Annotated in this window: 21 protein-coding genes; 14 read left to right on the top strand and 7 right to left on the bottom strand. The window is 62.5% G+C overall.

The genetic code is table 11. From position 1 onward, the window contains the following. Positions 1-10: 10 nt before the first annotated feature. Together X566_RS03895 and X566_RS03890 are read right to left on the bottom strand one after the other, a co-directional pair. Positions 11-1,831 carry an acyclic terpene utilization AtuA family protein gene (locus tag X566_RS03895; protein ID WP_034463657.1) on the bottom strand — a complete coding sequence of 607 codons (1,821 nt, stop codon included), beginning with the start codon at positions 1,829-1,831 and terminating at the stop codon, positions 11-13. Positions 1,832-1,838: 7 nt separating this feature from the next. Further along, positions 1,839-2,621 (bottom strand): enoyl-CoA hydratase-related protein, encoded by a 783-nt coding sequence (locus tag X566_RS03890; RefSeq protein ID WP_034463654.1) that lies wholly within the window; start codon positions 2,619-2,621, stop codon positions 1,839-1,841. A 378-nt stretch (positions 2,622-2,999) separates the two neighbouring features. On the opposite strand from X566_RS03890, the gene X566_RS03885 reads away from it, so the two are divergent. Beyond that, positions 3,000-3,851, top strand: a complete 852-nt coding sequence (locus X566_RS03885; protein ID WP_034463649.1) for an SDR family oxidoreductase — start codon at positions 3,000-3,002, stop codon at positions 3,849-3,851. Positions 3,852-3,886: 35 nt separating this feature from the next. On the opposite strand, the gene X566_RS03880 is transcribed toward X566_RS03885, so the two are convergent. Further along, positions 3,887-5,080, bottom strand: coding sequence for an acyl-CoA dehydrogenase family protein (locus X566_RS03880; RefSeq protein ID WP_034463646.1), 1,194 nt, complete (start codon positions 5,078-5,080; stop codon positions 3,887-3,889). Between the two features lie 219 nt (positions 5,081-5,299). On the opposite strand from X566_RS03880, the gene X566_RS03875 reads away from it, so the two are divergent. The 7 genes from X566_RS03875 to X566_RS03845 all read left to right on the top strand — a co-directional run bounded on the left by X566_RS03875 (position 5,300) and on the right by X566_RS03845 (position 12,696). Next, positions 5,300-6,013 carry a TetR/AcrR family transcriptional regulator gene (locus X566_RS03875; RefSeq protein ID WP_051443853.1) on the top strand — a complete coding sequence of 238 codons (714 nt, stop codon included), beginning with the start codon at positions 5,300-5,302 and terminating at the stop codon, positions 6,011-6,013. Positions 6,014-6,102: 89 nt separating this feature from the next. Continuing rightward, positions 6,103-7,656: a class I adenylate-forming enzyme family protein gene (locus X566_RS03870; RefSeq protein WP_034463643.1), complete on the top strand. Its 1,554-nt coding sequence runs from the start codon at positions 6,103-6,105 to the stop codon at positions 7,654-7,656. Between the two features lie 52 nt (positions 7,657-7,708). Next, positions 7,709-8,494, top strand: coding sequence for an enoyl-CoA hydratase/isomerase family protein (locus tag X566_RS03865; RefSeq protein ID WP_034467777.1), 786 nt, complete (start codon positions 7,709-7,711; stop codon positions 8,492-8,494). 254 nt (positions 8,495-8,748) lie between these two features. Further along, on the top strand, positions 8,749-9,477 hold the full coding sequence (locus X566_RS03860) for a TetR/AcrR family transcriptional regulator (RefSeq protein WP_160170437.1): 729 nt from the start codon (positions 8,749-8,751) through the stop codon (positions 9,475-9,477). A gap of 128 nt (positions 9,478-9,605) precedes the next feature. Continuing rightward, on the top strand, positions 9,606-10,127 hold the full coding sequence (locus X566_RS03855) for a thiamine pyrophosphate-binding protein (RefSeq protein WP_034467772.1): 522 nt from the start codon (positions 9,606-9,608) through the stop codon (positions 10,125-10,127). Beyond that, positions 10,121-10,720 (top strand): thiamine pyrophosphate-dependent enzyme, encoded by a 600-nt coding sequence (locus tag X566_RS03850; RefSeq protein WP_034463640.1) that lies wholly within the window; start codon positions 10,121-10,123, stop codon positions 10,718-10,720. The genes X566_RS03855 and X566_RS03850 overlap by 7 nt, the downstream gene beginning before the upstream one ends. Positions 10,721-11,025: 305 nt before the next feature. Beyond that, positions 11,026-12,696 (top strand): thiamine pyrophosphate-binding protein, encoded by a 1,671-nt coding sequence (locus X566_RS03845; protein ID WP_034463638.1) that lies wholly within the window; start codon positions 11,026-11,028, stop codon positions 12,694-12,696. Between the two features lie 128 nt (positions 12,697-12,824). Here X566_RS03845 and X566_RS03840 read toward each other — a convergent pair whose 3' ends face one another. The 4 genes from X566_RS03840 to X566_RS25570 form a co-directional block, all read right to left on the bottom strand. Beyond that, positions 12,825-13,703 (bottom strand): MBL fold metallo-hydrolase, encoded by an 879-nt coding sequence (locus X566_RS03840; protein ID WP_034463636.1) that lies wholly within the window; start codon positions 13,701-13,703, stop codon positions 12,825-12,827. Positions 13,704-13,746: 43 nt separating this feature from the next. Further along, positions 13,747-14,538, bottom strand: coding sequence for an alpha/beta fold hydrolase (locus X566_RS03835; protein WP_160170436.1), 792 nt, complete (start codon positions 14,536-14,538; stop codon positions 13,747-13,749). A 194-nt stretch (positions 14,539-14,732) separates the two neighbouring features. Beyond that, positions 14,733-15,392, bottom strand: coding sequence for a sulfite oxidase-like oxidoreductase (locus X566_RS03830; protein WP_034463634.1), 660 nt, complete (start codon positions 15,390-15,392; stop codon positions 14,733-14,735). Between the two features lie 126 nt (positions 15,393-15,518). Then, the gene (locus tag X566_RS25570) at positions 15,519-15,812 is read right to left on the bottom strand and encodes a DUF1127 domain-containing protein (RefSeq protein ID WP_409337825.1); all 294 of its coding nucleotides are present in this window, start codon (positions 15,810-15,812) and stop codon (positions 15,519-15,521) included. 135 nt (positions 15,813-15,947) lie between these two features. Here X566_RS25570 and X566_RS03825 point away from each other — a divergent pair, with 135 nt between their 5' ends. From X566_RS03825 to X566_RS03800, 6 genes are all read left to right on the top strand, one after another. Continuing rightward, positions 15,948-16,820: a LysR family transcriptional regulator gene (locus X566_RS03825; RefSeq protein WP_034463632.1), complete on the top strand. Its 873-nt coding sequence runs from the start codon at positions 15,948-15,950 to the stop codon at positions 16,818-16,820. A 101-nt stretch (positions 16,821-16,921) separates the two neighbouring features. Beyond that, positions 16,922-17,872 carry a 1-phosphofructokinase family hexose kinase gene (locus X566_RS03820; protein ID WP_034463630.1) on the top strand — a complete coding sequence of 317 codons (951 nt, stop codon included), beginning with the start codon at positions 16,922-16,924 and terminating at the stop codon, positions 17,870-17,872. Between the two features lie 124 nt (positions 17,873-17,996). Then, positions 17,997-18,434: a hypothetical protein gene (locus X566_RS23830; RefSeq protein WP_051443850.1), complete on the top strand. Its 438-nt coding sequence runs from the start codon at positions 17,997-17,999 to the stop codon at positions 18,432-18,434. Positions 18,435-18,939: 505 nt separating this feature from the next. After that, a complete protein-coding gene (locus X566_RS03810; protein ID WP_244434672.1) occupies positions 18,940-20,283 on the top strand; it encodes a hypothetical protein in 1,344 nt (447 codons plus the stop codon). Positions 20,284-20,294: 11 nt separating this feature from the next. After that, a complete protein-coding gene (locus X566_RS03805; RefSeq protein ID WP_034463627.1) occupies positions 20,295-22,091 on the top strand; it encodes a FecR domain-containing protein in 1,797 nt (598 codons plus the stop codon). Between the two features lie 441 nt (positions 22,092-22,532). Beyond that, positions 22,533-24,833, top strand: a complete 2,301-nt coding sequence (locus X566_RS03800) for a CHASE2 domain-containing protein (protein WP_051443849.1) — start codon at positions 22,533-22,535, stop codon at positions 24,831-24,833. The last annotated feature ends 82 nt before the right edge of the window (positions 24,834-24,915 follow it).

Raw genomic sequence — 24,915 nt, 5'->3', positions numbered from 1 at the left:
CGAGGAGCTCTCACGAGGCAGCTCCTTCGCTCGCAGCGAAGTTCGCCAGAGGTCCTTGCGCGTTAAGCCATGCACGCGGCACCTGGATTGGTGCATCGAGCAGCATCTGTGCGAACGCCTTGCCTTGCGGGTCGTGGCGCAGCGAGGCGACGCCGCCGCCATCCAGCGCGCCGTGCAGCACGAAGTTGAAGCCATGCAAGCCCGGCAGCGGAAACCGCTCGACCGGCCCCGTGACGATATGGGCGAAGTAGGTCTTGACCGCGTCGGCCGTCAGCGAGGTATCGATCGCATCAACGAACTCCGGCCGCCGCGCGAGGACGCCGATATTGGCGCTGTCGCCTTTGTCGCCGCTGCGGCCATAAGCCAGAGCGATCAGCGGCACGGTGGCAAGAGGACCGGCAGGCGGAGCAGCGGGTGGTGGCGGAGGAGCATCAGCAGACGGAACAGCCGCGGATGCGGTGGAGACCTTCACGTCATATGTGCGGTCGCCGATCGTCACCCGCGGCGTCAGTCTGCTCTTGTCGATCAACAACGAATGCAACCGCACCAGCGGCGCAACCTTCGGACGCCCGGCGGCAAAGCCGGTGATGCCCTGCGCCATCGCCGTTGCACTCGGCAGGAACTCGCGGGAGAAAATCTCGCACGCTTCCTTATCGTCGTGATGCACCGCGACTTTCAGGATCACCTCGCGCGAAGCGCCTGCGCGGGCGTTCGCGCCATAGGTCTCCTCTGCGCCGAGCACCTCGATCGAGGTGCGGCGGAAGTCACCGATGCTGCGTGCTGTCATCAGTCGACGGCTGCGGGCGAGGATCGCCTCAGCCGTTCGGCGCGCCTTGGCGGCCGCATCGCGGCCCGCGATCATCATGGTGCCGGAAGCTTTGAATCCGTCGGCGTAAGTGGCGCTGACCTTGTAGCTCGGCGTTGGCGCCGTGCCTTGCGCTCCCGAAATGCGCACGAGGTTCGGGCCGATCTCATCGATCCTGACATTGCTGAAGTCGCACACGACGTCGGGCAGGATGTAACGCTTAGGATCGCCAATTTCGTAGACCACCTGCTCGGCGACGGTTTGCCGGTTGATCAGCCCGCCGGTGTGGTCGGGTTTGGAGAGAACGAATGTGCCGTCGGCGCTGCATTCGGCGATCGGGAAGCCCATGTCCTCCCAGCCTGGCACGTCCTGCCAGTCCGTGGTAATGCCGCCGGTGGCCTGCGTGCCGCATTCGAGGATATGGCCGACGAGACTGCCCATCGCGAGATGGTCGTAGTCGTCGTCGCCCCAGCCGAACGCGTGCATCAGCGGGCCGAGCGCGAGCGCACTGTCGGTGCAGCGGCCAGTGATGACGATATCGGCACCGGCTGCCAGTGCGGCCGCAATCGGACGCGCGCCGAGATAGGCGTTCATGCTCCAGAGATCTTTCGGCAGCGGGCTGCCGGAGAACATCTCTTTCGAATCTTCCGCGCGCAGCTCATCCGCGAGCGGCATCACGTCGTCGCCGGTCACGACGGCGACGCGCAGGGTGACACCAGCCTTCTTGAGAGCCGCCTCGATCGCATCGCGGCAGCCGAGCGGGTTGACGCCGCCGGCATTGACCACGACGCGGATTGCCTTGTCGGCGAGCGGCTTCGCCAGCCGTTCCATCATCGAGACGAAATCGGGCGCGAACCCGGCTTGCGGCTGTCGTGCGCGGGCGCGTGCGAGCAGCGACATGGTTATCTCGGCAAGATAATCCATGATCAGGACGTCGATACTGCCTTTCTCGACGAGTTGGATCGCGCCATGTTCGGTGTCGCCCCAGAAACCACCGCCGCCGCCGATGCGCAGGGTTTTGCTCATCGCCGCCTCACTTGCCGGTAAACTTCGGAGCGCGCTTCCCCGCGAAGGAGCGCATGCCTTCGCGCACATCCTGGGTCTGCGCCATCATCGGCAGCATGATCTGCGCATACTCCCAGCCGGCGCGGATCGTCATGTCGCGCATGGCGTGGAAGCCGATCTTGCCGAGGCGAATCCCGGTCGGTGAGCGATCGACGATGCGCGCTAGCAGCCATTCGACCTTTGCGTCGAGCTCGGCCGCAGGCACGACATGATTGACCAATCCGGCGGTGAGTGCCTCCTGCGCGTTGAGCACTTCGCCAGTGATGCACAGTTCCATCAATCGTCGAGCCGGGATCACGCGCATCAGGTGCGGCATGATCATCATCGGGAACAGGCCGATCTTGGTCTCCGGCGTGCCGAAGGTGACGTTGTCGGCCGCGACCGCGAGATCGCAGGCGCAGAGCAGGCCGAGGCCACCCGCCAGCGCGTGACCATTGACGCGGGCGATGATGGGAAGGTCGCATTCCTCCATCAGCTTGAACAGGTTGACGACATAGTTGCGCGGCTGCGAAGGATCGACAGTGAACGGCGCGCCGTCTGCGGTCGGGCTGAGATCGCCACCGGCGCAGAAGGCGCGGTCGCCGGCGCCGGTGAGAACGATGGCGCGGATCGCACCGTCGGCGCCTGCTTGGCGGATGCCGTCAGCGATGCCCTCGATCACCGCCTCGTTGATGGCGTTGCGCCGGTCGGGGCGGTTGATCGTGATCCACTGCACGGCGCCGTGTCGCTCGATCAGGACTTGCTCGGACATGACTCTCAGCTCGTTCGTTCGGCCGCTGGGGCCATCCCGTTGCGGCAACTAAATAAATTCAACTCATCAATGAAGGGCAGGCGTCGCTTGCGCGCAATGTCGGCGCCGGTCCGGTATCCGCGATGACCCGGACGGACTGAACAGCGGGCGCAGCAATGTCGGCAAAAGTTGAAGCTTGTTTCCTCCATTTCGACCAGCGTGACGCGCCGTTATTGTCTCGCTCAGTCCCGTCTCACCTTGACCAAGGGTGATGGCTGAGCTTTAGTGAATTGTCCTCATTAACAGATATCGCTCTTGCGATGTCAACGCAAAAAATGAAACCGTGGGACAGGGTGAGAGCGCAGCAGGATCGCCTGCGCGATTGGGGAGGGCGTCGCGATGTCAGAAGTGAACACGTTCGGATTGACCGACGCGCAGCTTGCGTCATGGCCGACTGTCTATCGGTCCGATCTGTTCGCCGGCCGCAAGGTGCTGATCTCCGGCGGCGGTAGCGGGCTTGGTAAGGCGACGGCCTGGCTGTTCGCTCGGCTCGGCGCCCATGTGGTGATCTGCGGGCGCAAGGCGGAGAAACTTGAGGCGGCGGCGCAGGGAATGCACGCGGCAGGTCTCAAGGTCGAGACGGTCCCCTGCAATATTCGCAGTGCGGAGGATGTTGCTGCGTTGTTCAAGACCGTGGCCGAGCGTATCGGCTCGCTGGATGTTTTGATCAACAACGCAGGCGGTCAGTTCCCGCAGGCTGCTATTGATTTCTCGGCGAAAGGCTGGAGTGCCGTGATCGACACCAATCTTTCCGGCACATGGTCGATGATGCAGAGCGCCGCGCAAGGTTGGCGCGATGCCGGAAGGCCCGGCGTGATCGTCAACATCATCGCTGTGGTGGATCGCGGTATGCCAGGCGTCGCTCACACCTGCGCGGCGCGTGCCGGCGTGGCCGGCCTCACGCGGACGGTGGCTGTGGAATGGGCGCCGCTCAATATCCGCGTCAACTGCGTCGCGCCTGGTGCGATCGAGACCGAGGGCATGGCGGTGTATTCGGAAGAGGCGCGTGCGAGCTACAAATATTCCAACCCGCTGAAGCGGCTCGGCGATGCTTTCGACATCGCCGAAGCCTGCGTCTATCTCGCGGCGCCGTCAGGCAAGTATGTCACCGGAGAAACGCTGACGGTGGATGGCGGCGGTCGCTTGTGGGGCGAGCTCTGGACTATTCCAAAGCCCGCGTACTTTCGTTGAGGAGGGTGCGCGCGGCTTCGGCCGGCGCGCGGGGCTCAACGCAGCAGTTCCTGGCTGATGATGATCTTGCGCACCTCAGTTGTTCCGGCGCCGATCTCGAGCAGCTTGATCGCACGGTAGAGCCGGTTGATCTCAGATTCCCAGATGTAGCCGGAGCCGCCATGGATCTGCACGGCTTCCGACAGCACGCGGTTCATGGTGTCGGCTGCGTACATGACCGAGGCCGCGGTTAGAGCGTGAATCTCGCCGCGGCCGCCGCCGCCGATCTCGAGGCTGTTGGCCTCGGCAAGGACGCGATAGTTGAAGGTTCGCATCGTCTCGATCCAGACATACATGTCGGCAAGCTTCGACTGGATCATCTGGAATTCAGCGATCGGCTTGCCGAACTGCTTGCGCGTTTTGGCGTAGTCGATGCTGAGCTGCAGGGCGCGCTCGCTGATGCCGAGACAGATCGGCGAAATCATCGCGCGCTCGAGATTGAGGCCGCTCATGACGACCGCGACGCCGCGGTTTTCCTCGCCGACCAGGTTCTCGGCCGGCACGCGGCAGTTATCGAACAGGAGTTCGGCGGTCTGGCTGCCGCGAAAACCCATTTTCTCCAGCTTCTGCGCGACCTTGAAGCCGGGGAAGCCCTTCTCGACGATAAAGGCGGAGATGCCGTGCGCGCCCTTCTCCGGTGCGGTCTTTGCGTAAACCAGCAGGACGTCGGCGACGGCTCCGTTGGTGATGTAGATCTTGCTGCCATTCAGGACGTAATGATCGCCATCGCGTCGTGCGGTGGTGCGCATCGAGCCGAGTGCGTCGGATCCGGCTTCGGGTTCTGTCAACCCGAGCGCGCCGACCGCCGTGCCGTTGCAGAGCCCAGGCAGGTACTTTTTCCGCAGCGTATCGCTGGCATTGCGGAAGATGTTGTTGAGGCAAAGGTTCTCATGCGCCACCCAACTTAGCGCCAGCGCATGATTCCAGCGTGAGAAGGCCTGCAAGATGAGGCCGCTGGTGAACAGGTCGCTGCCTGCGCCGCCATATGCGGTGGAAACGGGTACGCCGAAGAAGCCTGCCGCGCCGATTTTGGGGAAGGCTTCTGTGGGCCACCATTCCTCCGCGTCCATCCGCATTGCCAACGGCGCGAGTTCGCTACGGGCAAATTTGTCGGCGGCATCCAGCACCTCGCGATGCTCGTCGTTTAGGCTGAAAAGAGCCGCAGTATCGTTCAGCCGATGGTCGGTCATGGCGTCTATCCCGCTGGTCGTGCAATTGGTGAATGGTATTCATTATTGGCCGCATAGAACTTAGGAGGCTTCGCGGTCGCCCGTGAGGCGATAATTTGGGATTCCAAGGGGCGCATGCATCACTTCAGCGACCCCTCCGTAGTTTGGTATCGTTGACACAAGGCAAATTAATGAGTTCTGTTCATCTCGCTTGTCAAGGCTTCGAGTCAGGATCGTCACATGAGCAAGCCGCTGTCTCGTCCGGTTTATCGCCTGCCGCGCGAGCGGCGCGTAGCCGACATCATGAGGGCGGCACGGACGGTGTTCGAAGACAAGGGCTACGACGACGCGCTGATTTCCGAGATCGCCGAACGGGCCAAGGTCGTCGAGGGGACGATCTATCGCTATTTCGAGAACAAGCGCGCGCTGCTCGCACAGGTGGCTGAGCGTTGGTATGCGGACATGCTCACCGACTACGATCAAGGACTGCAGGACATTCGTGGGACCTGGAACAGGCTGCGCTTCATGATCTGGCGGCATCTGGTCACGGTCCATCAGGAGCCGGCGATGTGTCGGCTGGTGTTCCAGGTGCTGCGCATGAGCGAGGGCTATCGCGATACGGCGGTATTTCAGATGAATCGCGCCTACACCCGCCGCGTCGTCGACATCGTGAGCGAAGCGCAGGCGAGCGGCGAGTTTGCCGACGACATTCCCGTGCGGCTGGTGCGCGACATGGTCTATGGCTGCGTCGAGCATCACACCTGGGCCTACTTGCGCGGAGAGGGCGATTTCTCACCGGACGATGCGGCGGATGCGATCACCGATTTGGTCTATCGCGGGCTTGCGACGCCGAAGGTGACGGCACCGCTATCTGGGGAAGCCTATGCGACACGCCTTGTCGACGTCGCCGGCCGGTTGGAGCGGATGACGATGAGGTCCCGCGATACCAGCTGACTTATTGAATGAGACGACCCGCGCCAAACGACCACAAAGATATGCGGAGGCATGGGAAGGCAGGATGGAGAAGCCAGGGGAGGCTAGGGATGGCGAACGAGAACGCCGCACATGGTGGGCAACACGCCGCATCGGCTGATGTCCGCCGCGCGGGGCACGTGTCGGTCTATGAATTGTTCCGCTCGCGTGCGCGACGTGAACCGGACGCGCTGGCGATCGAGGAGGGTGCGAAGCAGCTGAGCTACCGGCAGCTTCACGCACGGGTCTGCCGGACCGCGACACTGTTGCGTCAGTACGGTGTGCAACACGGCGATCGTATTGCCCTGCTTTCGGAGAACCGTGCCGAATATCTCGAGGTGCAACTTGCCGCAGCGCGCATCGGCGCCATCGTCGCCTGCCAGAACTGGCGTTTGGCGTCCGCCGAGCTGCAGCATTGCATCAACCTGGTCACACCGAAGCTCGTTGTCGTCTCCGAGCGTTACGCGCCGGCCTTGGCGTCACTCGATCTTGGCCGGGCCAGCGTGGTGGCGTTTGGCGTCGCGTACGATACGACGATCAATGCGCTGGCGCCGGATACGATCGAGACGGCCGTCGACCCTGAGGATGGGCTCGTCATCCTCTATACGTCGGGCACCACCGGCCTGCCGAAGGGCGCTCTGATCAGCCACCGTGCCGAGATCGCCCGCAATGCAGTGTTGCGCATGGATATGGGCGCCACCGACCGCGACGGCTTCGTGGCCTGGGCACCGATGTTTCACATGGGCTCGACCGACCAGGCGCTAGGCGCGATCATGTCGGGCGCCGCCGTCATCATCATCGATGGCTTCGATGCCGAGGCGATCGTCGATGCCGTCGCCCGGCATCGCATCGGCTGGCTGCTGTTGATGCCGGGCTCGATCGAACCAGTGGTGAATCTGCTGCAGCAAAGGCCGATGAAGGTGAAGGGCGTGCGCGTGGTCGGGGCGATGGCGGACCTACTGCCGACCAAGCTGATCGCGGCGCTGTCCGGTCTGATCGGCGCGCCGTTCCTCAACAGCTTTGGCTCGACCGAAACCGGCCTTCCCCCGGCTTCCGGCACATTGATTCCGCCAGGCATTGTCCCCCATTCGCTATCGAAACGCCAAAGCGCGCTCTGCGACGTCAAGCTGGTTGATCCCGACAACAATGAGGTGGCGGACGGAGAGCCCGGCGAAGTCGCAATCCGCGGGCCGACGGTGTTCTCAGGCTACTGGAATGCGCCGGAGACCAATGCGCGCGATTTCGCCGGCGGATGGTTCCGGATGGGTGATCTGTTCCGCCGCAATCCTGACAATTCGTTCGATTTCGTCGATCGCGCCAAGTACATGATCAAATCCGGCGGCGAAAATGTCTATCCGGCGGAGATCGAGCGGGTGCTGCTCGCCGATCCGCGCGTGGCGGACGCGGTGGTGGTGCGCAAGCGCGATGCGCGGTGGGGCGAAGTGCCGGTGGCGTTTGTCGCGCGGTTGGATGCGGCCTTGAGCGAAGCCGATATCGAGGCCATGTGCCGGCGTGAGCTTGCGAGCTACAAGCGGCCGAAGCATGTTCACTTCGTCGCCTTCGAGGATCTCCCGCGCAGCACGACCGGAAAGATCCAGCGTCACGAGGTTGAGAAATGGCTTTGATCGCGCCGATGACGTGGGAACCAAGCGCACGAATCCCAAGCGGACGATCGCCATGAGTGACGCGCCAGTTCTCACCGAGGTCAGGGATCACGTTGGCATCGTCACGTTCAACCGGCCGAAACGCCTCAACGCGATCGACGTGCCGACGCTGCAAGCGATCGAAGCAGCTCTCGCTGCATGCGAGGTCGATGAGCGCGTGCGCGTCATCGTCTTTACGGGCACCGGCGACAAAGCCTTCATGGCGGGCGGTGACATCGAGGGGCTGAACACCCGTCGCGGCCTTGCGCATTACGTGGAGTTCTCCGATCTAGTGCATCGTGTTTTCCGCCGCATCGAGCTGTGCGACAAGCCGACGATTGCGGCAGTGAACGGTTATGCGCTCGGTGGTGGTATGGAACTGCTGCTGGCAACGGATATCCGCCTTCTGGCGGATACCGCGCGCATCGGTTTGACGGAGATCGCGCTCGGTCTGTTTCCCGGCGGCGGCGGTACCCAACGGGCACCGCGTCAGATGGCGCTTTGCGTGGCGAAGGAGCTGATGTTTACCGGCGACCATCTTAGCGCACAGGAGGCAGTGCAACTCGGCCTTGCCAACCGGGTCGTGCCTCGGGCGGATCTCATGCAGGAGACGCTGGCGCTGGCGGGGCGTATCGCCGAGAAATCGCCGTTGGTGCTGAAGCTGATGAAGCGCGCGATCGCCAATGGCACCGAGATGACGCTGGCAGCAGGCCTCGCCTACGAGGCGAGCATGGTCAGTCTCGTCTTCGACAGCGAGGACGCGCACGAAGGCTGCCGCGCGTTTCTCGAGAAACGCAAGCCGACGTTCAAGGGTCGCTAGCTGACGTATCATGATCCGGATCTGAGAGGGATCGCGTTAGCGAAGCGGCGTGGTTTCCAAACAGATCGAGGTTTCGGATGGCACGCTCGCGGCGATCATCATTCACCTCGATTTTGTCGTGCCTGCCGGCCGCAGATGCCGAACCTGCCATCTCGCAAGGACGCTTGCTGGGTGCCGCCTGGTTGGTCTAGGAACGGGGTATGAGCGAAACGGCTGAACGGCGACAGGTTTTCAGGCTATCGCGGGAGCGGCGCGTGGCTGACCTGATGGCGGCTGCACGGCAGGTCTTTTCCGAGAAGGGTTATCAGGAGACCTCGACGGCGGAGATCGCCGAGCGTGCGGGCGTTGTCGAAGGGACGATCTATCGTTACTTCTCGAACAAGCGGGATCTTCTCATCAAGGTGGTGGAAGCCTGGTACGATGAGATGATCTCCGATTACGACGAGCAGCTCAGCCAGATCAGCGGCACCTGGAACAGGTTGCGCTTCCTGATCTGGAAGCATTTGTCGGTGATCCACAAGGAGCCGGCATTGTGCCGCTTCATGTTCACCGAATTGCGTGCCGATCCCGACTATCGCTCGACCACCGTGTTTCTGTTGAACCGCGCCTATACCCGCCGGATGATCGAGATCATCGATGCGGCGATGAAGAGCGGCGAATTCCGTTCTGACATTCCAACGCGGATGGTGCGGGACCTCGTGTTCGGCGGCGTCGAGCACCACACCTGGAGCTATCTGCGCGGCGAGGGCAACTTCTTCGTCGACAGTGCCGCCAACAGCATCACCGATATGGTCTATCGCGGTATGGCGGTGCAGCCGGAGGCCGCAGAACATCCGTTGGAACAGGTCGTGCGCCGCCTGGAGGCGGTCGCCGACAAGCTCGGTGCCGAGCCTGCGGGATCGGCTTCGCAGTCTCGGGCGAAGCGCAAGGTCGCTGGCAAATCGATAACCAAGCCCACGCGCCGTTCTCCATCGAAACGTTGATCGCGCAGTCGGCCTCGCGGCCGATTGCCTCAAGCCTGCCCCTCGACAATTGCAATGGCATTGCGCATCGTTATGCGCCACGCTGGGCTTACGATGTAAGACCGGATGAGGGGGAAGAGGAGACGCTGATGCATGACGTGACCACGTCTCGCTGGCCGGCGGAGCTCTATAAGGTCTTGAAGGACAGCGGTGTCCGGCAGATGTCTTATGTGCCCGATGCGGGACATTCGGCATTGATCCAGATGTTCCATGCCGATCCGGCCGTGACGTGCAACGTGCTGACCACCGAAGAGGAGGGCGTCGCGATTGCTGCGGGCGCTTGGCTCGGTGGCGAACGCAGTGTGCTACTCATGCAATCGAGCGGCGTTGGCAATTGCATCAACATGTTGTCGCTTCCGGTGATGATGCGCGCGCCGTTGCTGATGCTGGTGACCATGCGCGGCGAGTGGGGCGAGTTCAACCCCTGGCAGGTGCCGATGAGTCGGGCTACGGAAGCTTCGCTCAATGCGGTCGGCGTGCGAACCGTGCGGGTGACGAGCGCGGACGAGGCCACCGACGTCGTCGCAGCATCTGCCGTGGAGGCTTATGAGGCCGATCAGCAGATGGCCGTGCTATTGTCGCAACGTTTGATTGGACGCAAGAAATGGTGACGGCGGTTTCGGATAACTCGCTGGACCGCCGCGCGGCGGTTGCGGCGCTGCTCGTGAGTCGTGACGACCTGCTCGTCATCAGTGGCCTCGGCTCGTCGAGCTATGATGCCAATGCGGCCGGCGATCACGAGGCGAACTTCTATCTGTGGGGCGCGATGGGAAGTGCCGCGCTGGTTGGGCTTGGGCTCGCGCAGGCGCAGCCGGCACGGCCGGTCCTGGTCATCACTGGCGATGGTGAACAGCTGATGGGCTTGGGCGGGCTCGCGACCATCGCCGTCGCTGCGCCGAAGAACCTGACGATCGCGGTGATCGATAACGGCCATTTCGGGGAAACGGGCATGCAGGTGAGCCACACCGGTCGCGGTCTGGATCTCGCCGCCATCGCCGCTTCCTGCGGTTTTGCAAAGGCCGAGACACTACATGAACTGGAGCAGGTCAAGGCTGCCCGGTCGTCGCTCAGCGCGCAGGCAAGGGGACCTCAGCTTTATGTCATCAAAGTCCGGGCTGAGAATTTACCGCGTTCGCTGCCACCACGCGATGCGGTCCATCTGAAGAACCGGTTTCGGGCGCAGCTCGGATTGCCGCCGAATTGATCGGCGCTCCGACAGGCAGAACGCTGTAGGCAGGAAGCGCGCGCCGTACTCGCGCCGTGCTGCGCAGTAAGCGATAAAAATAGGCAGCAACAGGTGCGAGAGTTGCGCCGACTGTGCCGAATGTTATCATGGCGACAGGTTCAAATATCGCGCGACCGGCTGTGCATTCGGCACTGTTCTGATGCAGCAAGTCCTTGGGACACAGCCGTTTCTGCGAATGTGCCTGGACCGCAGCACCAGTCTTGTTCGGGCGGTCCGCCACCCGGAACAAACAACAAGCAAGAACACGCCTGAGGATATTTTTCATGAGCAATGTGCCCACCTATGTCGCGCTCGCCAACGCTTTCGCTGCTGAAGGCGTCGATCATCACTTCGCGCTGATGGGCGACGGCAACATGCACTGGGTGACGGCGATGAAAGACATCGAAGGCATGAACACCTATCATGCTCGTCACGAGCACTGCGCTTGCGCCATGGCGATGGGTTATTACAGCGCCACCGGCAAGGTCGGCGTTGCGTCGGTGACATGCGGTCCGGGCTTCACCCAAATCATGACGGCCTTGACGTCGGCTGCGCGCAGCCGCGTGCCGATGGTCGTGTTCGCGGGCGAGGTGCCGATCGGTGCCAAGTGGTATGGCCAGTGGATCGAGCAGCAGCCGCTCGCCGCGGCCTGCGGCGCGCATTACATTTCCGCGCATTCCCCGGTGCGCATGTATCAGTATGTGCGCGAGGCGTTCCATGTCGCCCGCCACGAACGCAAGCCGGTCGTGATCGGCATTCCTTATGATCTGCAGCTTCAGCCGCTGCCGAACATCGGCGAGTACAAGCCTGCAACCCAGATCACGCCGGTCGTGGCGCCGATCCCGCCGAATCCGGATCAGGCGGCGATGGTCGCCGAGAAGCTCGCCAAAGCGAAGCTGCCGATCATTATTGCAGGCCGGGGCGTCGTCTGGGCCGATGGCCGCAAAGAGGTGGAAGAGCTCGCCGAAGCGAGCGGTGCGCTGCTTTCCACCACGCTGCTTGGTCGCGGCATGTACGATCATAACCCGTTCTCGATCGGCATCGCCGGCGGTTTCTCTCGTGCCATCGCGCGCGAGCTGTTCGCTGAAGCCGATCTCGTGATCGCGATCGGTGCGAGCCTGACCTACTATACCGTGGACGGCGACAACCTGTTCCCGCAGGCCGAGGTGGTGCAGGTCGATCTCGCCCCCATGGGTCTGCGCGATGGCAACCAGGCTGCCGACATCTACATGAAGGCCGATGCAAAGCTGACGGCGGCCGATCTCACCAAGCGCATCAAGGCGATCGGCAAGACTGCTGCGAACATCCGTTCGCCTGAACTCGCCAAGCGCATCAAGGAAGAGCCGGCAGACGATACGCCTTTCACGGTGAAGCCCGGCGAGCTCGATCCGCGTGAGGTGTTCAAGGAACTCGAGAATGTGATTCCGAAGGATTACGACGTGGTGTCTGGTTCCGGTCACCACTCGTACTTTCATACCACGATGCGCGGCGGTGATCCGACCCGCTATCACGCGATGCGCGATTTCGGCGCGATCGGCAACTCGATCTCGTACGCGATCGGCGTCGCGGCGGCGCGCAAAAACGGCAAGGTGGTTCTGTTCGAGGGTGACGGCAGCTTGCTGATGCACATTCAGGAACTGGAGGCGGTGAAGCGTCACGGCATCAAGCTTCTGATCGTCTGCGCCAACGACGGCGCCTATGGTGCCGAGATCCACAAGTTGCGGGCCGACGGCATCGACGACAGCGGTGCGATCTTCGGCCGCCCGGACTTCAAGGCGATCTCGAACGGCTTCGGCCTTGGTGGTGCGACCGTCACCGACGTCAAGCAGTTCAAGGCGCTGATGGAAGCCTATGAGAAGGGCAGCGAGACGGTGATCTGGGACGTTATCACGTCCGATCAGGTGACCACGCCGAAGATGCGCGCAGGCGTCAAGGCCGGGCACGGCGTCCGCTAAATCGCGCGATCTCTAAGGAGATCAAAAGAAAAGGCGGCGCGAAGTTCGCGTCGCCTTTTCTTGTTTGTCGCAGCAGCTCTTGTTTGTCGCAGCAGCGCTTGCTTGCCGTAGCAGTGTCGGACGGGTGCTCAGAACGTCTGCACCCAGGCCTCGGGATAAATCCGGTACGCGTCGCCGTCGCGGGCCAGTCGCGAGAACGCCGGGAAGTGCAGATGCATGCCGGCGATCAGAATGCGGTCCGACGCTACGCGGTCGAACATGCGCTTGCGCGAGGCTGCGGCGGCGGCGAGGTCGGTATCGAACGCCATGCCAGCGTCGGGGAATGCGGTCTGCACTTCGGGAACGTGCACGGTGTCGCCCCAAATCATCAACTGATCGTCGCCTGACGCAATCAGGTAGGCGGTATGGCCCGGCGTATGGCCCGGGCTCGGCACGGCGGTCACGCCGGGAAACACCTCGCCGTCCTTGAACAGTCGGGTCTGCTTCTTGTACGGCTCGACCTGCTCGCGTCCGGCCAGGAAGTACATTTTCTGCGAGCGCTCGTCGGCCTTCGACATCGCGCTGTCGTCGAACCAGTGCGGCAGCTCCTTTTCGTGCATCACCAATTCGGCATTGGGGAAGAACAGCTTGCCATTCGACATATCGGTGAGGCCAGCCGAGTGATCCGGATGCATATGCGTCAGCAGCACCGTATCGATCGAGGCTGGATCGATTCCGGCCGCGGCGAGGTTCTGCTGCACCTTGCCGGCGCTCTGCTGCAGGTAGTTGCCGGATCCGGTATCGACCAGCGCGCGGCGGCCCTTGGAGTGGATCAGGAAGGTGTTGACGCTGGTACGGCGCGCGGGACGGAAGGCGTCGGCGAGCACTTTGTGTGCCTTGTCGAGATCGACATTGCGCATCACCTCGAGGTTGCCATCGAGATAACCGTCGCTGATGACGGTCACGACGATGTCGCCGATCTTGCGATGATAGACGCCGGGAATTTGCTGGGCGGGAGGCTGGTTCATGGCTGCGATCTCAGGCTTGGGTCGTAGGACCAGTGGATGTCGATCAAGCGTCGACTGACTTCAAGAAGTTGCCGATGGTGTCGGCGATCAGTTCGGGGGTTGCCGCGGCCATGTAGTGGCCGGTCGGCAGCTCGACGAAACGCGAACCGGGGATCAGCTTGGCGACGGCCTCTGCCGCGGCCGGTGGCCGGACGCGATCGAGCGTACCGCCGATCACCAGCACGGGACAGGCCAGCGTGCGGAGTTCCTGGTCCATCTCGTTGTTGACGAGCATGCGATAGATTGCTGCGTAGCTGGATGGATCGCTGCCGAGCCAACGTGCGCGGAATGTCGCGAAGCGGGCCGCGTCGGTGCGCAGCTCCGGCGCGTAGCCGGTGAGCATCGAGTCGTCGACCAGTTTGCTCAAGCCTTCGACTTCCATCTTGGCTGCGCGCTCCAGCAGGCCGGGCCGGCGATCGGCAGTAACGCCGGTGGCAGGACTGCCGACCACGATGGCGCTCGTGCGCTGCGGATAACGGGCGGCGAAGTGCAAGGCGATGGCGCCGCCAACGGCGACGCCGGCGAGCGCCACCTTGCCCTTGATGCCAAGCGTACCGAGCAGGGAGGCGATGTCATCCGCCATGGTGTCGATGTGCAGCTCGCCGCGGATTTTCTGCGACATGCCCGCGCCGCGGGTGTCGTAGCGCAGCACCCGCCGCGACGGGGTGAAGTGGGGAACGACCTCGTCCCAGCTCTCCAGCGTGCCGCCCATTTCGTGCACGAGCACGAGCGTCCGCTCGCCTGTGCCGGAGAGTTCGTAGCGCAATCCGACGCCGTTGGCTTCAACGTAGTTCATGATGCTCTCCTGAGTCCGGTCCATGCGGTGGCGAGCGCATGTGCTCTCTTTTGATCTTTCGCCGGAGCTGTCAGTTATTGCTGGCTAACTTGCTCGCCGCTGCGCGTGCGTCTGTCAAGCGCACGCATGCGATTTGCGTATGCATCATTCCAATGCTGCGCGCTGTAAGCACGCATCGTGCCGTGCGGAGGAACCTACTCCGAGTATCGCTGCTCGGCCCACGGGTCACCGCGATTGTGATAGCCGCGCACTTCCCAATAGCCCGGCGCATCCTTGGTGAGGAATTCGATACCCTGCAGCCACTTCGCACTCTTCCAGAAGTAGAGATGCGGAACGACGAGGCGCACCGGTCCGCCATGCTCGGCTTCGAGCGGCTTGCGTGCCCACGTATGTACGAGCAGCGCGTCCTCGGCGGCGAAGTCCTCCAGCGTCAGGTTGGTGGTGTAGCCGTCGTAGCTGTGCAGCACGACAAAGCCGGCGTCGGCTTGCGGCTGCGTGATCGCCACCAGGTCGCGCGTGGTGAGGCCGGTCCATTCGTTGTCGTAACGCGACCAGGTTGTAACGCAATGGATATCGGAGATGACCGTGCTTTGCGGCTGGCGCATGAACTCGGCCCAGTCCCAGAACACCGGATTGTCGATGGCGCCGTAGATGTCCAGCCGCCAGCGCTGCAGGGGGATGTCGGGCGTGACGCCGAGATCCAAAACAGGCCAGTCCTGGGTGAGGTGCTGACCGGGAGGGAGCCGTTCGGACTCCGGCCGTGCCGTACGGCCGGTCAGGAAACGTCCCTCGCGCGCCCAACGCTCTTTGGTGCGGGTCAGCTTGGTTTCTGGCGGTGTGCTGTCGTCGGCCATCGGATGCCTATACAAGGGCGCCGCCATACATTCATGGCGACGCCCTTGAAGCTTAGCGCTGGCGGAATGGTCCGCAACGTACGAATGGGCGTATCAGCAGTCCGTATTCAGTAATGCAGTCCGTATTCAGTAATAACGGCTTTCGATTGCGCCCCGCGCTCGCTCGCGGGCGCGAAGGGCAAGCAGTTTGGTTGGATCCGCATCCATCGGCAGGGCTTGTGCCGATTGTACATCGTACGGGGTCAGACCTATGTCTCGTAGTTCGCGGGTATCCATGGCCGCGAGCTGGTGGAGCGCTTGCCTGGCGCGATAGACGCGGATCGGCCAGAGCAACGGACGGACGAAGCGCGCGGCGAGAGTTAGAAACGCGGTTCGACCAGCAACGGGGTGAACGCTTAAGCCTATGTTTCTATAAGGCATTGTCTTGGTTCCGGGTTGTTTCGGCCGAAGATTCCCAGCCGGGAACGTATCCATCCATGCGATCAATATTGCGCTGCATTATTGATCGATCTAACGAATGTTTTTAATGTAACTGATCAGGTTTGGAGATGGGTTATGCTCGACACCGATCAACTCCGGTCCTTTATGGCCATCGTCGATACCGGGTCGTTCACCCGCGCTGCGGAACGGGTGAACAAGACCCAGTCTGCAGTCTCGATGCATATCCGAAGGCTCGAGGAGCAACTCGGCCGCCCATTGTTCGTCAAGCACGGTCGCGGTGTGCGGCTATCCGACGATGGCGAACGGCTGGTGGATTTTGCGCGCGAGATGCTGCGCATCGAGGCGTCCGCCTTGATGCAGGTGGGACAAAAGGGACTGGCGGGGCATGTGCGGCTCGGCATTCCTGACGACTACGCCGAACCGTTTCTGCCGGCGATCATGGAAGGTTTCGCGCGCAAGCATCCACTGGTTGAGGTATCGGTGATCTGCGAAGGGTCGTTGGCGCTCGCGGAGCGCGTGCGCAATCATGAGCTCGACATCGCGCTCGTGACCGATTGTGCCGCCATTCATCACGTCGAGGTGGTGCGCGAGGAACCGCTTGTCTGGGTCGCGCATCCGCGATTTGTGATTCCGCGCGGCGAGCCGCTGCCGCTCGCGCTCGGTGCGGTCACATGCCAGTGGCGACAGGTGACTGAGGCGGCATTGCGGGAGGCGGGACGCGATTTCCGCATCACGCTCGTCTCGAATAATTTTTCCGCGATCGAGCCGATGATCTCGACCAGGCTCGCTATGACCGTTCTGCCACTCGGAGCGGTGCGTGAAGGCATGAAGGTATTCGGGCCGGCCGATGGTCTGCCTGACCTGCCCGAGTCGCGGATGGGGCTCGTGTTCGCGCCGCCGCCTAGCAGCGAGGCTATGGCGCTCGCCGAGATGGTGCGGGCGGGTGTCGCAGTTCACGATCGCACGATGGCGAAGGCGCTTGGATGAGTTGGACGAGCGACACGAGTTGCGTGGAACCATGCTTGGTTCCACGCGTTGTCAGCGATCGGCTGTAGCCGCATCACGACGTTGAAGGCGCGGGCTTCACCTTGTCCGAAATTGTTACGCTCACATTCAACCCGTCCGTCGATATCTCGACCTCGGTTGCGAAGATTGCGCCGTTCAGCAAGCTGCGCTGCGCACCCCCTCATTATGACCCGGGCGGTGGCGGCATCAATGTCGCCCGCGTGATCCATCGGCTCGGCGGCGATGTCTCTGCCGTTTTCCCGGTGGGGGGCTCGACCGGACAACTGCTCAGGCGGCTGCTGCGCGACGAGGGCGTCGATTGCATCACGGTCGATGCGGTGTCCGAAACCCGTCAGGTCTTCACACTGGTCGAAGATACGACTGACCAGCAGTATCGTTTCGTGTTGCCGGGAGCGCCGCTCTCGGAGAGTGAATGGAACGCGTGCGTCAATGAGGCCGCGTCGGTGCAGCCTCAGCCATCGTTGATCGTCATCAGCGGCAGTTTGCCCGAGGGCATCTCGAGTGAGAAGTTCGGCCGGGCCATTCGCACCATCAAGGCCTGCGGCGCAAAAGTTGCGCTCGATACGTCCGAGGGCCCGCTGAAGGCGGCGATCGACGAAGGCATCTATCTGGTGAAGCCGAACCTGAAGGAGTTTCAGGATCTCGTCGGCGTCAGCAGCAGCCAGGATTCGGTTCTCATCGATGCTGGCCGGGCGCTGATCGCCCGAAAGGCGGTTGCGATTATCGCCATCAGTCTCGGCGATGACGGTGCTTTGTTGATCTCGGCGGATCGGGCGTTGCGCGCTCGGCCGCTGCATGTGGAGCCGGTGAGTGTAGTCGGTGCGGGCGACAGTTTCCTCGGGGCGCTGGTCTGGCGTCTTTCGCGGACGCCGGATCTGGGCGATGCGCTGCGGTGTGCGATGGCCGCGGGAACCGCAGCCGTGCTGCGTGCGGGCACGTCGCTGTCGCGTGTCGAAGATATTGAGCGCATTCGCAGCGAAGTCCGGATCGAAGAGCTCAAGATGGCGTACTGACCCGCTCTCCTGTAATTTGATGAGTATGAGGCACGTCAGGATTTGCGGTGCCTTCATCCGTGCACGATTGGTTGGGAGAACCGGCACATCGAATCATGGTTTAGTGAGTTGAACGGGTTTGTGGATGGGGATTGACGACAAGGAAAGCGACGACCGCAGGATCGCCGCGATCATGGCGATCGCAGAGTCGCTTGCGACCGACGATGTACAGGACGGCTATTCGCAGGCTGGTCCGGTGACGTCGGATGCATTTCGCTTCAAGTGGACTGCGCGTGAGTTGGAGGATGGCCGTTTCGTCGTCGACGAGACGATTGGTGGTGGCACTGTGGCGGTCAGTTCGCGGCCGATGCCGAAGGAAGCCGTGCAGGCTTATATCGAAGACCGGCAGCGGCAGATCGAGGCCAAGATCGAAAACACCAAACGCGAACTCGACAGCCTCCAATCATCCCTCGGATTGCCGCCGGCGGCGATGCCTGCGCCTTCGCCGCCCGCAGTGGAGGAGGCGCCGGACCCGTTGCAGATGTTCGACAAGATCCGGCAGTTGCTGAAGGACAGCAAATAAATTGCGGAATGAGGACCTGCCGCTTCCGCTGCCGTCGATCATGGAATACTTGAGGTCGGATCAATGGACGTATGTGGCGCCGGCCGGCTCATGGCTAGCGCCACCTCCTTTTGTCACCACGGTCACGCTGACGGCGTGCCGGTATCCCATGCGGGCTAGCGCAGCCGACACGGCACACGTTCAACACTTCAAGCCGGTGCGGCTGCGATTGCGTTGCTCTTCGGCGTACGGCTAGCTCATCATCGCCGATGCTCTGCGCGCGATCGCGCGCCAAGTGTCTCAAAAATGAACAAAGCGGCTGCCATGTGTGTGGCGATTCTGTAACGAATCGCTGCGGAAAGCCGCGCAAACTCTTAATATTCCTTTTCTTTTAGTGCTGCCGACCTATCATTTTCCGCGATTGAAGATCGCATTCCGAGGCACTTGGGTCCGCAGGTTCTGCCTGAGTTCCCGTGCGGATTTCTGGCTCAGTTTTCTGGTTGAATTGATAGAGGGGCATTTCGGCGTGAAGCGGTTTGCAGCGTTTATCGCGGTGATTGTCTGTGCGGCCGCAGGCGTGCCGGTTGGGGGACGCATCGCTGTCGCGCAGCCGACGCCCGCGTCCGTCGTCAGCGACAGCTACGAGACCCTGTTCAAGCAGATGTTCCAGAACCCGTCGAACCTGGATGTCAGCTTCAGGTTCGCCGAGCAGGCGGCGGCGCGCGGCGACTACGAAGCCGCCATCGGCGCGCTCGAACGTATGCTGTTCTTCAATCCAAACCTGCCGCGGGTCAAACTCGAACTTGGCGTGTTGTATTTCAAGCTCGGGTCGTGGGACCTCGCGCGCGGCTACTTCCAGGATGCGGTCAAGGGCAATGACGTGCCCGACGATGTCCGCGCCCAGGTCAATGCGTATCTCGCCGAGATCGCGCGCCGGCAAGCGCCTTACGAATTCGCCGCGTTCGTCCATGCAGGTGCGCGTTGGCAGAGCAACGCCAATGTCGGTCCGAACAACCTGATCGTGCGGGCGATCGGCCAGGACGCGATCCTCAACAGCCAGTTCGCCAAGGCGCCGGATTGGAATTGGTTCCAGCTCGCGGCCTTGCAGTACAATCACAAGATCAACAAGCGCGGCGACCAGTTCGAAATCGGTTTGATCGGTTATGCCTCGCAGCAGCATCGCTTCACGCAATTCGATCTCAACCTGGTCGAGGTGACGGCGGGTCCGCGCGTCGCGATCGATCAGACTCAGTCGTTCAAGTTCTACGGCATCGGCACGCTCGCCGGCCTCGCGCACCGGAAATACATTGAATCATCGGGCGTGGGCTTTTCGTATCGTACGACACTCGGCAGCTTCGGGCTGGCGGAGGCCTATGTCGAGCATCGCTCCCGGCGCTTCTTCAATTCGGACGACTTTCCGACGGCCAGCGAGCAGACCGGAAATCTGTTGACCGCAGCGGTCAACAGCGAGCTTCGCTTCGGCGGTATCCGCCTGACATCGCGGTTCGGCTATGACCGCAACAATGCGCGCTCGGGGTTCGATTTCAACAGCTATCAGCGTTATTCGGCCGATGTCGGCGTGCCGATCGAGTTCAGTGTGCCGTCACTGTTCGACAATGCCAGGCGCCAGATCGTCCTGACGCCGACGGCGGGCTATAGCGAGACCCGCTATGACGAGGCCAACATGATTATCGATCCGCTCGTGGTCCGTCGCGACCGCGAGACGCGGGTCGGCGGCATCCTCGATGTCCAGCTCTACCAAAATTATGGAATCCGGACGGTCGTGACGCATACGTGGATCGATTCCAATCTGCCGAACTTCGACACCAGGAACTTCACCGTGGCCGTTGGGCCGACCGCACGGTTCTGAGGGGAATTGTGATGATCGCCTTGCATCCGTTGAAGCGCGTGATCGGACTGGGCGTCTGCGCTGCAGTCGCTGTTCTATCGCTGCCAGTCCCGGTCGTGTTCGCGCAGCAGGTCGGCACCGCCGCTGCGGTGAATCCGGCCGCGCAGGCGCGGGGCTCGGGCGCGGCGCGGACCATCGTCATCGGCCAGTCGATCGCCCATCGCGAGCGAATCCAGACGACGGCATCGGGATCGGTGCAACTGCTGTTCCTGGACAAGACGTCGATGACGATCGGTCCCAACAGCGACCTGGCGATCGATGAATATGTCTACGATCCGCAGGCGAATACCGGTAAGCTTGCCGCTACGCTGTCGAAGGGCGTGATGCGTTTCGTCGGCGGTCAGATCAGCCATGGCGGCAACGCACAGATCACCACGCCGAATGCGGTGGTCGGTGTCCGGGGTGGCGTCGGCATCTTCAACCCCAACAGTGTTTACATCGGCTACGGCGAGGGAACGGTGACCTCCGGCGCGCAGACGGTGACGCTCGGTGCGGGCGAGTTCACCCAGACTTTGGGTGGAGGGACGCCGCCGACCAACCCGACGTCGCCGCCGCCCGGCTTCATCCAGGCGTTGCTGACAGCGCTCCAAAGCCAGCCCGGGCAGGGCGGCGGCGCGCGTGCGACAGCGGGCCAGATCAATCAGGCGCGGACCAATGCGTCGGGAACACCGGCGGGCAACATCGCGACGAACGTGCAGAACGCCGTGCCGACAAATCCCAATGCCGGCAATCAGAACGCGGCTTCGAGCTTCAACCAGACGATTCAGACGACGGCCAATCAGACGCGGGCGGAGCAGATCGCGCAGGAGATTCCAAACAACAATAACGGCGGTAATAACGGCGGTTCTCCAGTCGAGCCACAATACCTGCAGGGGTGGGGTGGCGGCCTCGTGCGTTCCTTCAATCAGAGCGGTCCGATCGGTGCCTTGCGCGCGGCCTTCGGTGCCGGCGTCGTCGAGACCGATGCGCAAGGCAACACGGTGGCGGTGTATGCGGCTGCGCCGATCGCGAACGGCAGCTACACCTCCTACAATTATCCGCAGCCGGACGAGTTTACGGGAGGCGCCTATCAATTCGGCCCGAAGACCGGCACGGTGCAGGTCAACCCGCTGACGGGATTGCAGGCGAACGTGCTATTGCCGACGACCACGCCGGATGGCCAGCAGGTCGCGGTGGTCAATGGTCAGGTCGTGAATCAGTTTAATGGCGGCTTTGTCGAAGTCAGGCCAGGCACCGCGCTGGCGCAAGCGGCGTCGCAAGCGGTGGGAACGCAGTTCTGCCAGTGCGATTACACTAAATGGGGTCTGTGGACGGCCGAGACCACCCGCACATCGAACGGCACGCCGATCCGGGACAACGCCGAGATGTTCTGGGTTGCAGGCCGGCTGCCAGGATCGGCATCCGATGTGCCGACGACCGGCAGCGCGACCTACACCGGTCATGCGATCGCCAACATCGCCAACAACGGCCAGTCGTATGTGGCGGCTGGTCAATTCCAGAACACCGTCAACTTCGCAACGCGCGTCGGTAACGTCACGGTCAATGGGTTGGATTCAACCAACTATGCCGGTCAGGTGAATTTGAGCATTGCCGATCCGCGCTATTTCGTGGGTTCTCTCTCGGGTGTCAACAATACCTCCCGGACGATGGAGCTCTACGGCAGTTTCTTCCAGGGACGCACCAGCCCGGTCGGGGAGATGGGCGGCGGGTTGACGATCTCCGGCTACAATTACACCGGCGGCGGCGTCTTCCTCGGCAAAATGCAGTGAACGGCGCGACGCCGCTCGCGCTTTCTTAGTGGGCCGGCATTCGGGCACGCCGCTCGTGCTGCCGGATGCGTCGAGAGCATGCGTCGACGGGAAGAGGATATAAGACTCCGGTGAGACAAGACCCGGTAAGATAAGACGACGGCATGGCCGTCATCAAACGCGGACAAAGCGTTTTCGAGGGAAAGTCTGTCTCGGACTTGATCCGGGATTGATACCGGTTCGCATGAAGAAAACGCGTCAAACAAGAGGCCAGAGCTTTCGGCTCTGATGCCATCAGAACCGAAAATGCTTCTAGATCACGATTTTCGGGGCCCGATTGAGGGGAGATAGCCGGTTGGCACAGAGATCCCGGCGGCCGATCGTCGATCAAAAATTTGAACCAGCAAAACCCGTTTCCCATCAAAGGGATTGCGCGCTAATGAACTGAAGCGGGTTTTGACCATGACGTTTTCGGAACGGATCAGGATGCTGCTGCGGCGCGGGAGCCTTGCTTTCGTCGCGCGCCTGCGGCGCTTCGCCCGGAGCAAGCACGGGCACGCGGTCGGTGCCGCCCTGATCGTGCTTGCCGCCGTCACCTGGCTGCGTACCGAAAATCCCTGGATCGTCACGGAGTTGCAGGAGCGCACGTTCGACGCCTACCAGCGCCTGCAACCGCGGTCGTATGCCGATTTCCCCGTCCGGATCGTCGATATCGATGAGGCCTCGATCGCGGCCTACGGACAGTGGCCCTGGCCGAGGACACGGCTCGCGGCCATGACCAACCGCCTGGCTGAACTTGGCGCCGCTGCGACCGCGTATGCGGTGATCTTTCCGGAGCCGGATCGCACAACTCCAGCGCAGATCGCCGGCGATCTGCAAAAGGCCGATGTCCCGGACCGTGAACTGACGTTGGCGCTGCTGGCGAGCCTGCCCGACCACGACAGGATGTTCGCCGATGCGATGGGCAAAACGCCGACGATTCTCGGCTTTGCGGCCAGCCGTTCGAAGAGCGAGGCGCACCCGGCGATGAAGGCCGGCCTGGCCTTCGTCGGCGTCAAACCGACTGACGTGCTGGTGCCCTTCTCGGGCGCCGTCGCCAATCTTCCCGTATTGGAGGAAGCCGCTGCCGGTGTCGGCGGCATCAACGTCTCCTCCCGCGACCGATCCGGCGTGGTCCGTCGCATTCCCATGCTGTTTTCCGACGGCGAGCGCATTTATCCGAGCCTTGCCGTCGAGGCGTTGCGGGTGGCGCAAGGCCAGAAGGGCATCGTCGTTCGCGGCACGGGGGCGAGCGGCGAGGCGGATAGCGGCGAAGCCGCCCTGCTCGATGTGCGAATCGGCGATTTCAAGGTGCCGCTGACCGCCGACGGCGAGGCATGGCTGTATTTCGATCGCGACCGGCCTGAACGCTATGTCTCTGCAAAGGATCTGCTCGATCCTGCCAAGGAAGCGGAGGTCCGTCCGCGGATCGAGGGATCGATCGTCCTGGTCGGAACGTCTGCGGCAGGGCTCGCCGATGCGCGGGCGACACCGCTGCGGCAGATCGTGCCGGGCGTTGCCGTGCATGCGCAACTGATCGAGCAGATACTCTCGCAGGATTTCATCAGCCGTCCGGACTGGGCGAACGGGCTCGAGATCATCGTCACGGTCCTGCTGGCGGTGCTCGTCGCTATCATGCTGCTGTCGTTCGGTGCGCAATTCTCGCTGATCGGCGGCGTCATTGCGCTGAGTTTGGCGATCGCGGGCTCCTGGTTCGCCTTCTCGCATTTCCGCATTCTGCTCGACCCGATCTATCCCTCGCTCGCAGCGATCACGATGTATATCGCCATGGAGCGGACGCTGCGGATCGCCTCCGATAAGGAAAAGAAGTTCGTTCGCCAGGCCTTCGGCCAATATCTTGCGCCGGAGCTGCTGGCGCGGCTGGAGAATTCACCGAAGGCGATGCAGCTCGGTGGCGAAGCGCGCGAGATCACGGTGATGTTCATGGATGTGCGTGGCTTCACGCCGATTTCCGAGGCGCTGTCGGCGACCGAGCTGGTGGACTTCGTCAATACGCTGCTGGCGCCGTTGTCGGAGGCGATTCAAGGGGAGCTCGGCACGATCGACAAGTATATCGGCGATTCCATCATGGCATTCTGGAATGCGCCGCTGGATATCGCTGACCACCCGGCACGGGCCTGCCGCGCAGCACTCAGAATGCGGGATATCGTCAAGGAGCTGAACGAGGATGATGCGTTCGGTTTTGCCGCTCGCGGCTTTGCGGATGCGGCCGTCCGGATCGGGGTCGGCGTGAATTTCGGCGTCGCCTGCGTCGGCAACATGGGCTCCGAGAAGCGCTTCAATTATTCGGCGATGGGCGATGTGGTGAACATGGCGGCGCGCATCGAGTCGGCGACGAAGTCATTCGGTACGGATCTGCTGATATCGGAGGATGTTGCCAAAGCCGCGCCCGGCATCGCCGCGTTGGAAGCTGGTGAAATCCTGTTGAAGGGCAAGTCACGGCCCACCAAGCTCTATGCCCTGGCCGGGGACGAGACGATGTCAGCGACCACCGAATTCGCCGAACTGTCGCGGCTGCACGGCCGCTTGCTTGGCGCGCTTGCTGAAGGCGACGGCGCGAAGGCTGCCGGTCTGCTCAATGCTTGCCGCGGTCTCGCGCCCGTGGCGTTGGCGGGGCTGTACGATCGTTTCGGTGATAAGATCGACGCGCTGAATGTCGCTGCTCCGGCATACGCGCAGGCTGTCCAGCAGGCAGGCGCATGACGGGCAGTTGCACCATCAGCAGGAGCGCTCGAGCCGCGCAGCCGGAGACCTGTTGCCGGGCGTGCGCGCCCTGCGTCGTAAT

The organism is Afipia sp. P52-10, assembly GCF_000516555.1.
In the GTDB taxonomy this organism is placed as follows: Bacteria; Pseudomonadota; Alphaproteobacteria; order Rhizobiales; family Xanthobacteraceae; genus P52-10.
Note: the sequence above shows the minus strand (reverse complement) of the source record. Positions and strands in the feature narration are given on the sequence as shown.

What these genes read in the sequence shown, in the direction of transcription:
- X566_RS03875 (WP_051443853.1), top strand. Translation starts at nt 5,300, where the DNA reads ATGAGCAAGCCGCTGTCTCGTCCGGTTTATCGCCTGCCGCGCGAGCGG.
- X566_RS23830 (WP_051443850.1), top strand. Translation starts at nt 17,997, where the DNA reads ATGGGGATTGACGACAAGGAAAGCGACGACCGCAGGATCGCCGCGATC.
- X566_RS25570 (WP_409337825.1), bottom strand. Translation starts at nt 15,812, where the DNA reads ATGCCTTATAGAAACATAGGCTTAAGCGTTCACCCCGTTGCTGGTCGA.
- X566_RS03890 (WP_034463654.1), bottom strand. Translation starts at nt 2,621, where the DNA reads ATGTCCGAGCAAGTCCTGATCGAGCGACACGGCGCCGTGCAGTGGATC.
- X566_RS03885 (WP_034463649.1), top strand. Translation starts at nt 3,000, where the DNA reads ATGTCAGAAGTGAACACGTTCGGATTGACCGACGCGCAGCTTGCGTCA.
- X566_RS03870 (WP_034463643.1), top strand. Translation starts at nt 6,103, where the DNA reads ATGGCGAACGAGAACGCCGCACATGGTGGGCAACACGCCGCATCGGCT.
- X566_RS03845 (WP_034463638.1), top strand. Translation starts at nt 11,026, where the DNA reads ATGAGCAATGTGCCCACCTATGTCGCGCTCGCCAACGCTTTCGCTGCT.
- X566_RS03855 (WP_034467772.1), top strand. Translation starts at nt 9,606, where the DNA reads ATGCATGACGTGACCACGTCTCGCTGGCCGGCGGAGCTCTATAAGGTC.
- X566_RS03830 (WP_034463634.1), bottom strand. Translation starts at nt 15,392, where the DNA reads ATGGCCGACGACAGCACACCGCCAGAAACCAAGCTGACCCGCACCAAA.
- X566_RS03825 (WP_034463632.1), top strand. Translation starts at nt 15,948, where the DNA reads ATGCTCGACACCGATCAACTCCGGTCCTTTATGGCCATCGTCGATACC.
- X566_RS03840 (WP_034463636.1), bottom strand. Translation starts at nt 13,703, where the DNA reads ATGAACCAGCCTCCCGCCCAGCAAATTCCCGGCGTCTATCATCGCAAG.
- X566_RS03835 (WP_160170436.1), bottom strand. Translation starts at nt 14,538, where the DNA reads ATGAACTACGTTGAAGCCAACGGCGTCGGATTGCGCTACGAACTCTCC.
- X566_RS03805 (WP_034463627.1), top strand. Translation starts at nt 20,295, where the DNA reads ATGATCGCCTTGCATCCGTTGAAGCGCGTGATCGGACTGGGCGTCTGC.
- X566_RS03880 (WP_034463646.1), bottom strand. Translation starts at nt 5,080, where the DNA reads ATGACCGACCATCGGCTGAACGATACTGCGGCTCTTTTCAGCCTAAAC.
- X566_RS03850 (WP_034463640.1), top strand. Translation starts at nt 10,121, where the DNA reads ATGGTGACGGCGGTTTCGGATAACTCGCTGGACCGCCGCGCGGCGGTT.
- X566_RS03800 (WP_051443849.1), top strand. Translation starts at nt 22,533, where the DNA reads ATGACGTTTTCGGAACGGATCAGGATGCTGCTGCGGCGCGGGAGCCTT.
- X566_RS03865 (WP_034467777.1), top strand. Translation starts at nt 7,709, where the DNA reads ATGAGTGACGCGCCAGTTCTCACCGAGGTCAGGGATCACGTTGGCATC.
- X566_RS03895 (WP_034463657.1), bottom strand. Translation starts at nt 1,831, where the DNA reads ATGAGCAAAACCCTGCGCATCGGCGGCGGCGGTGGTTTCTGGGGCGAC.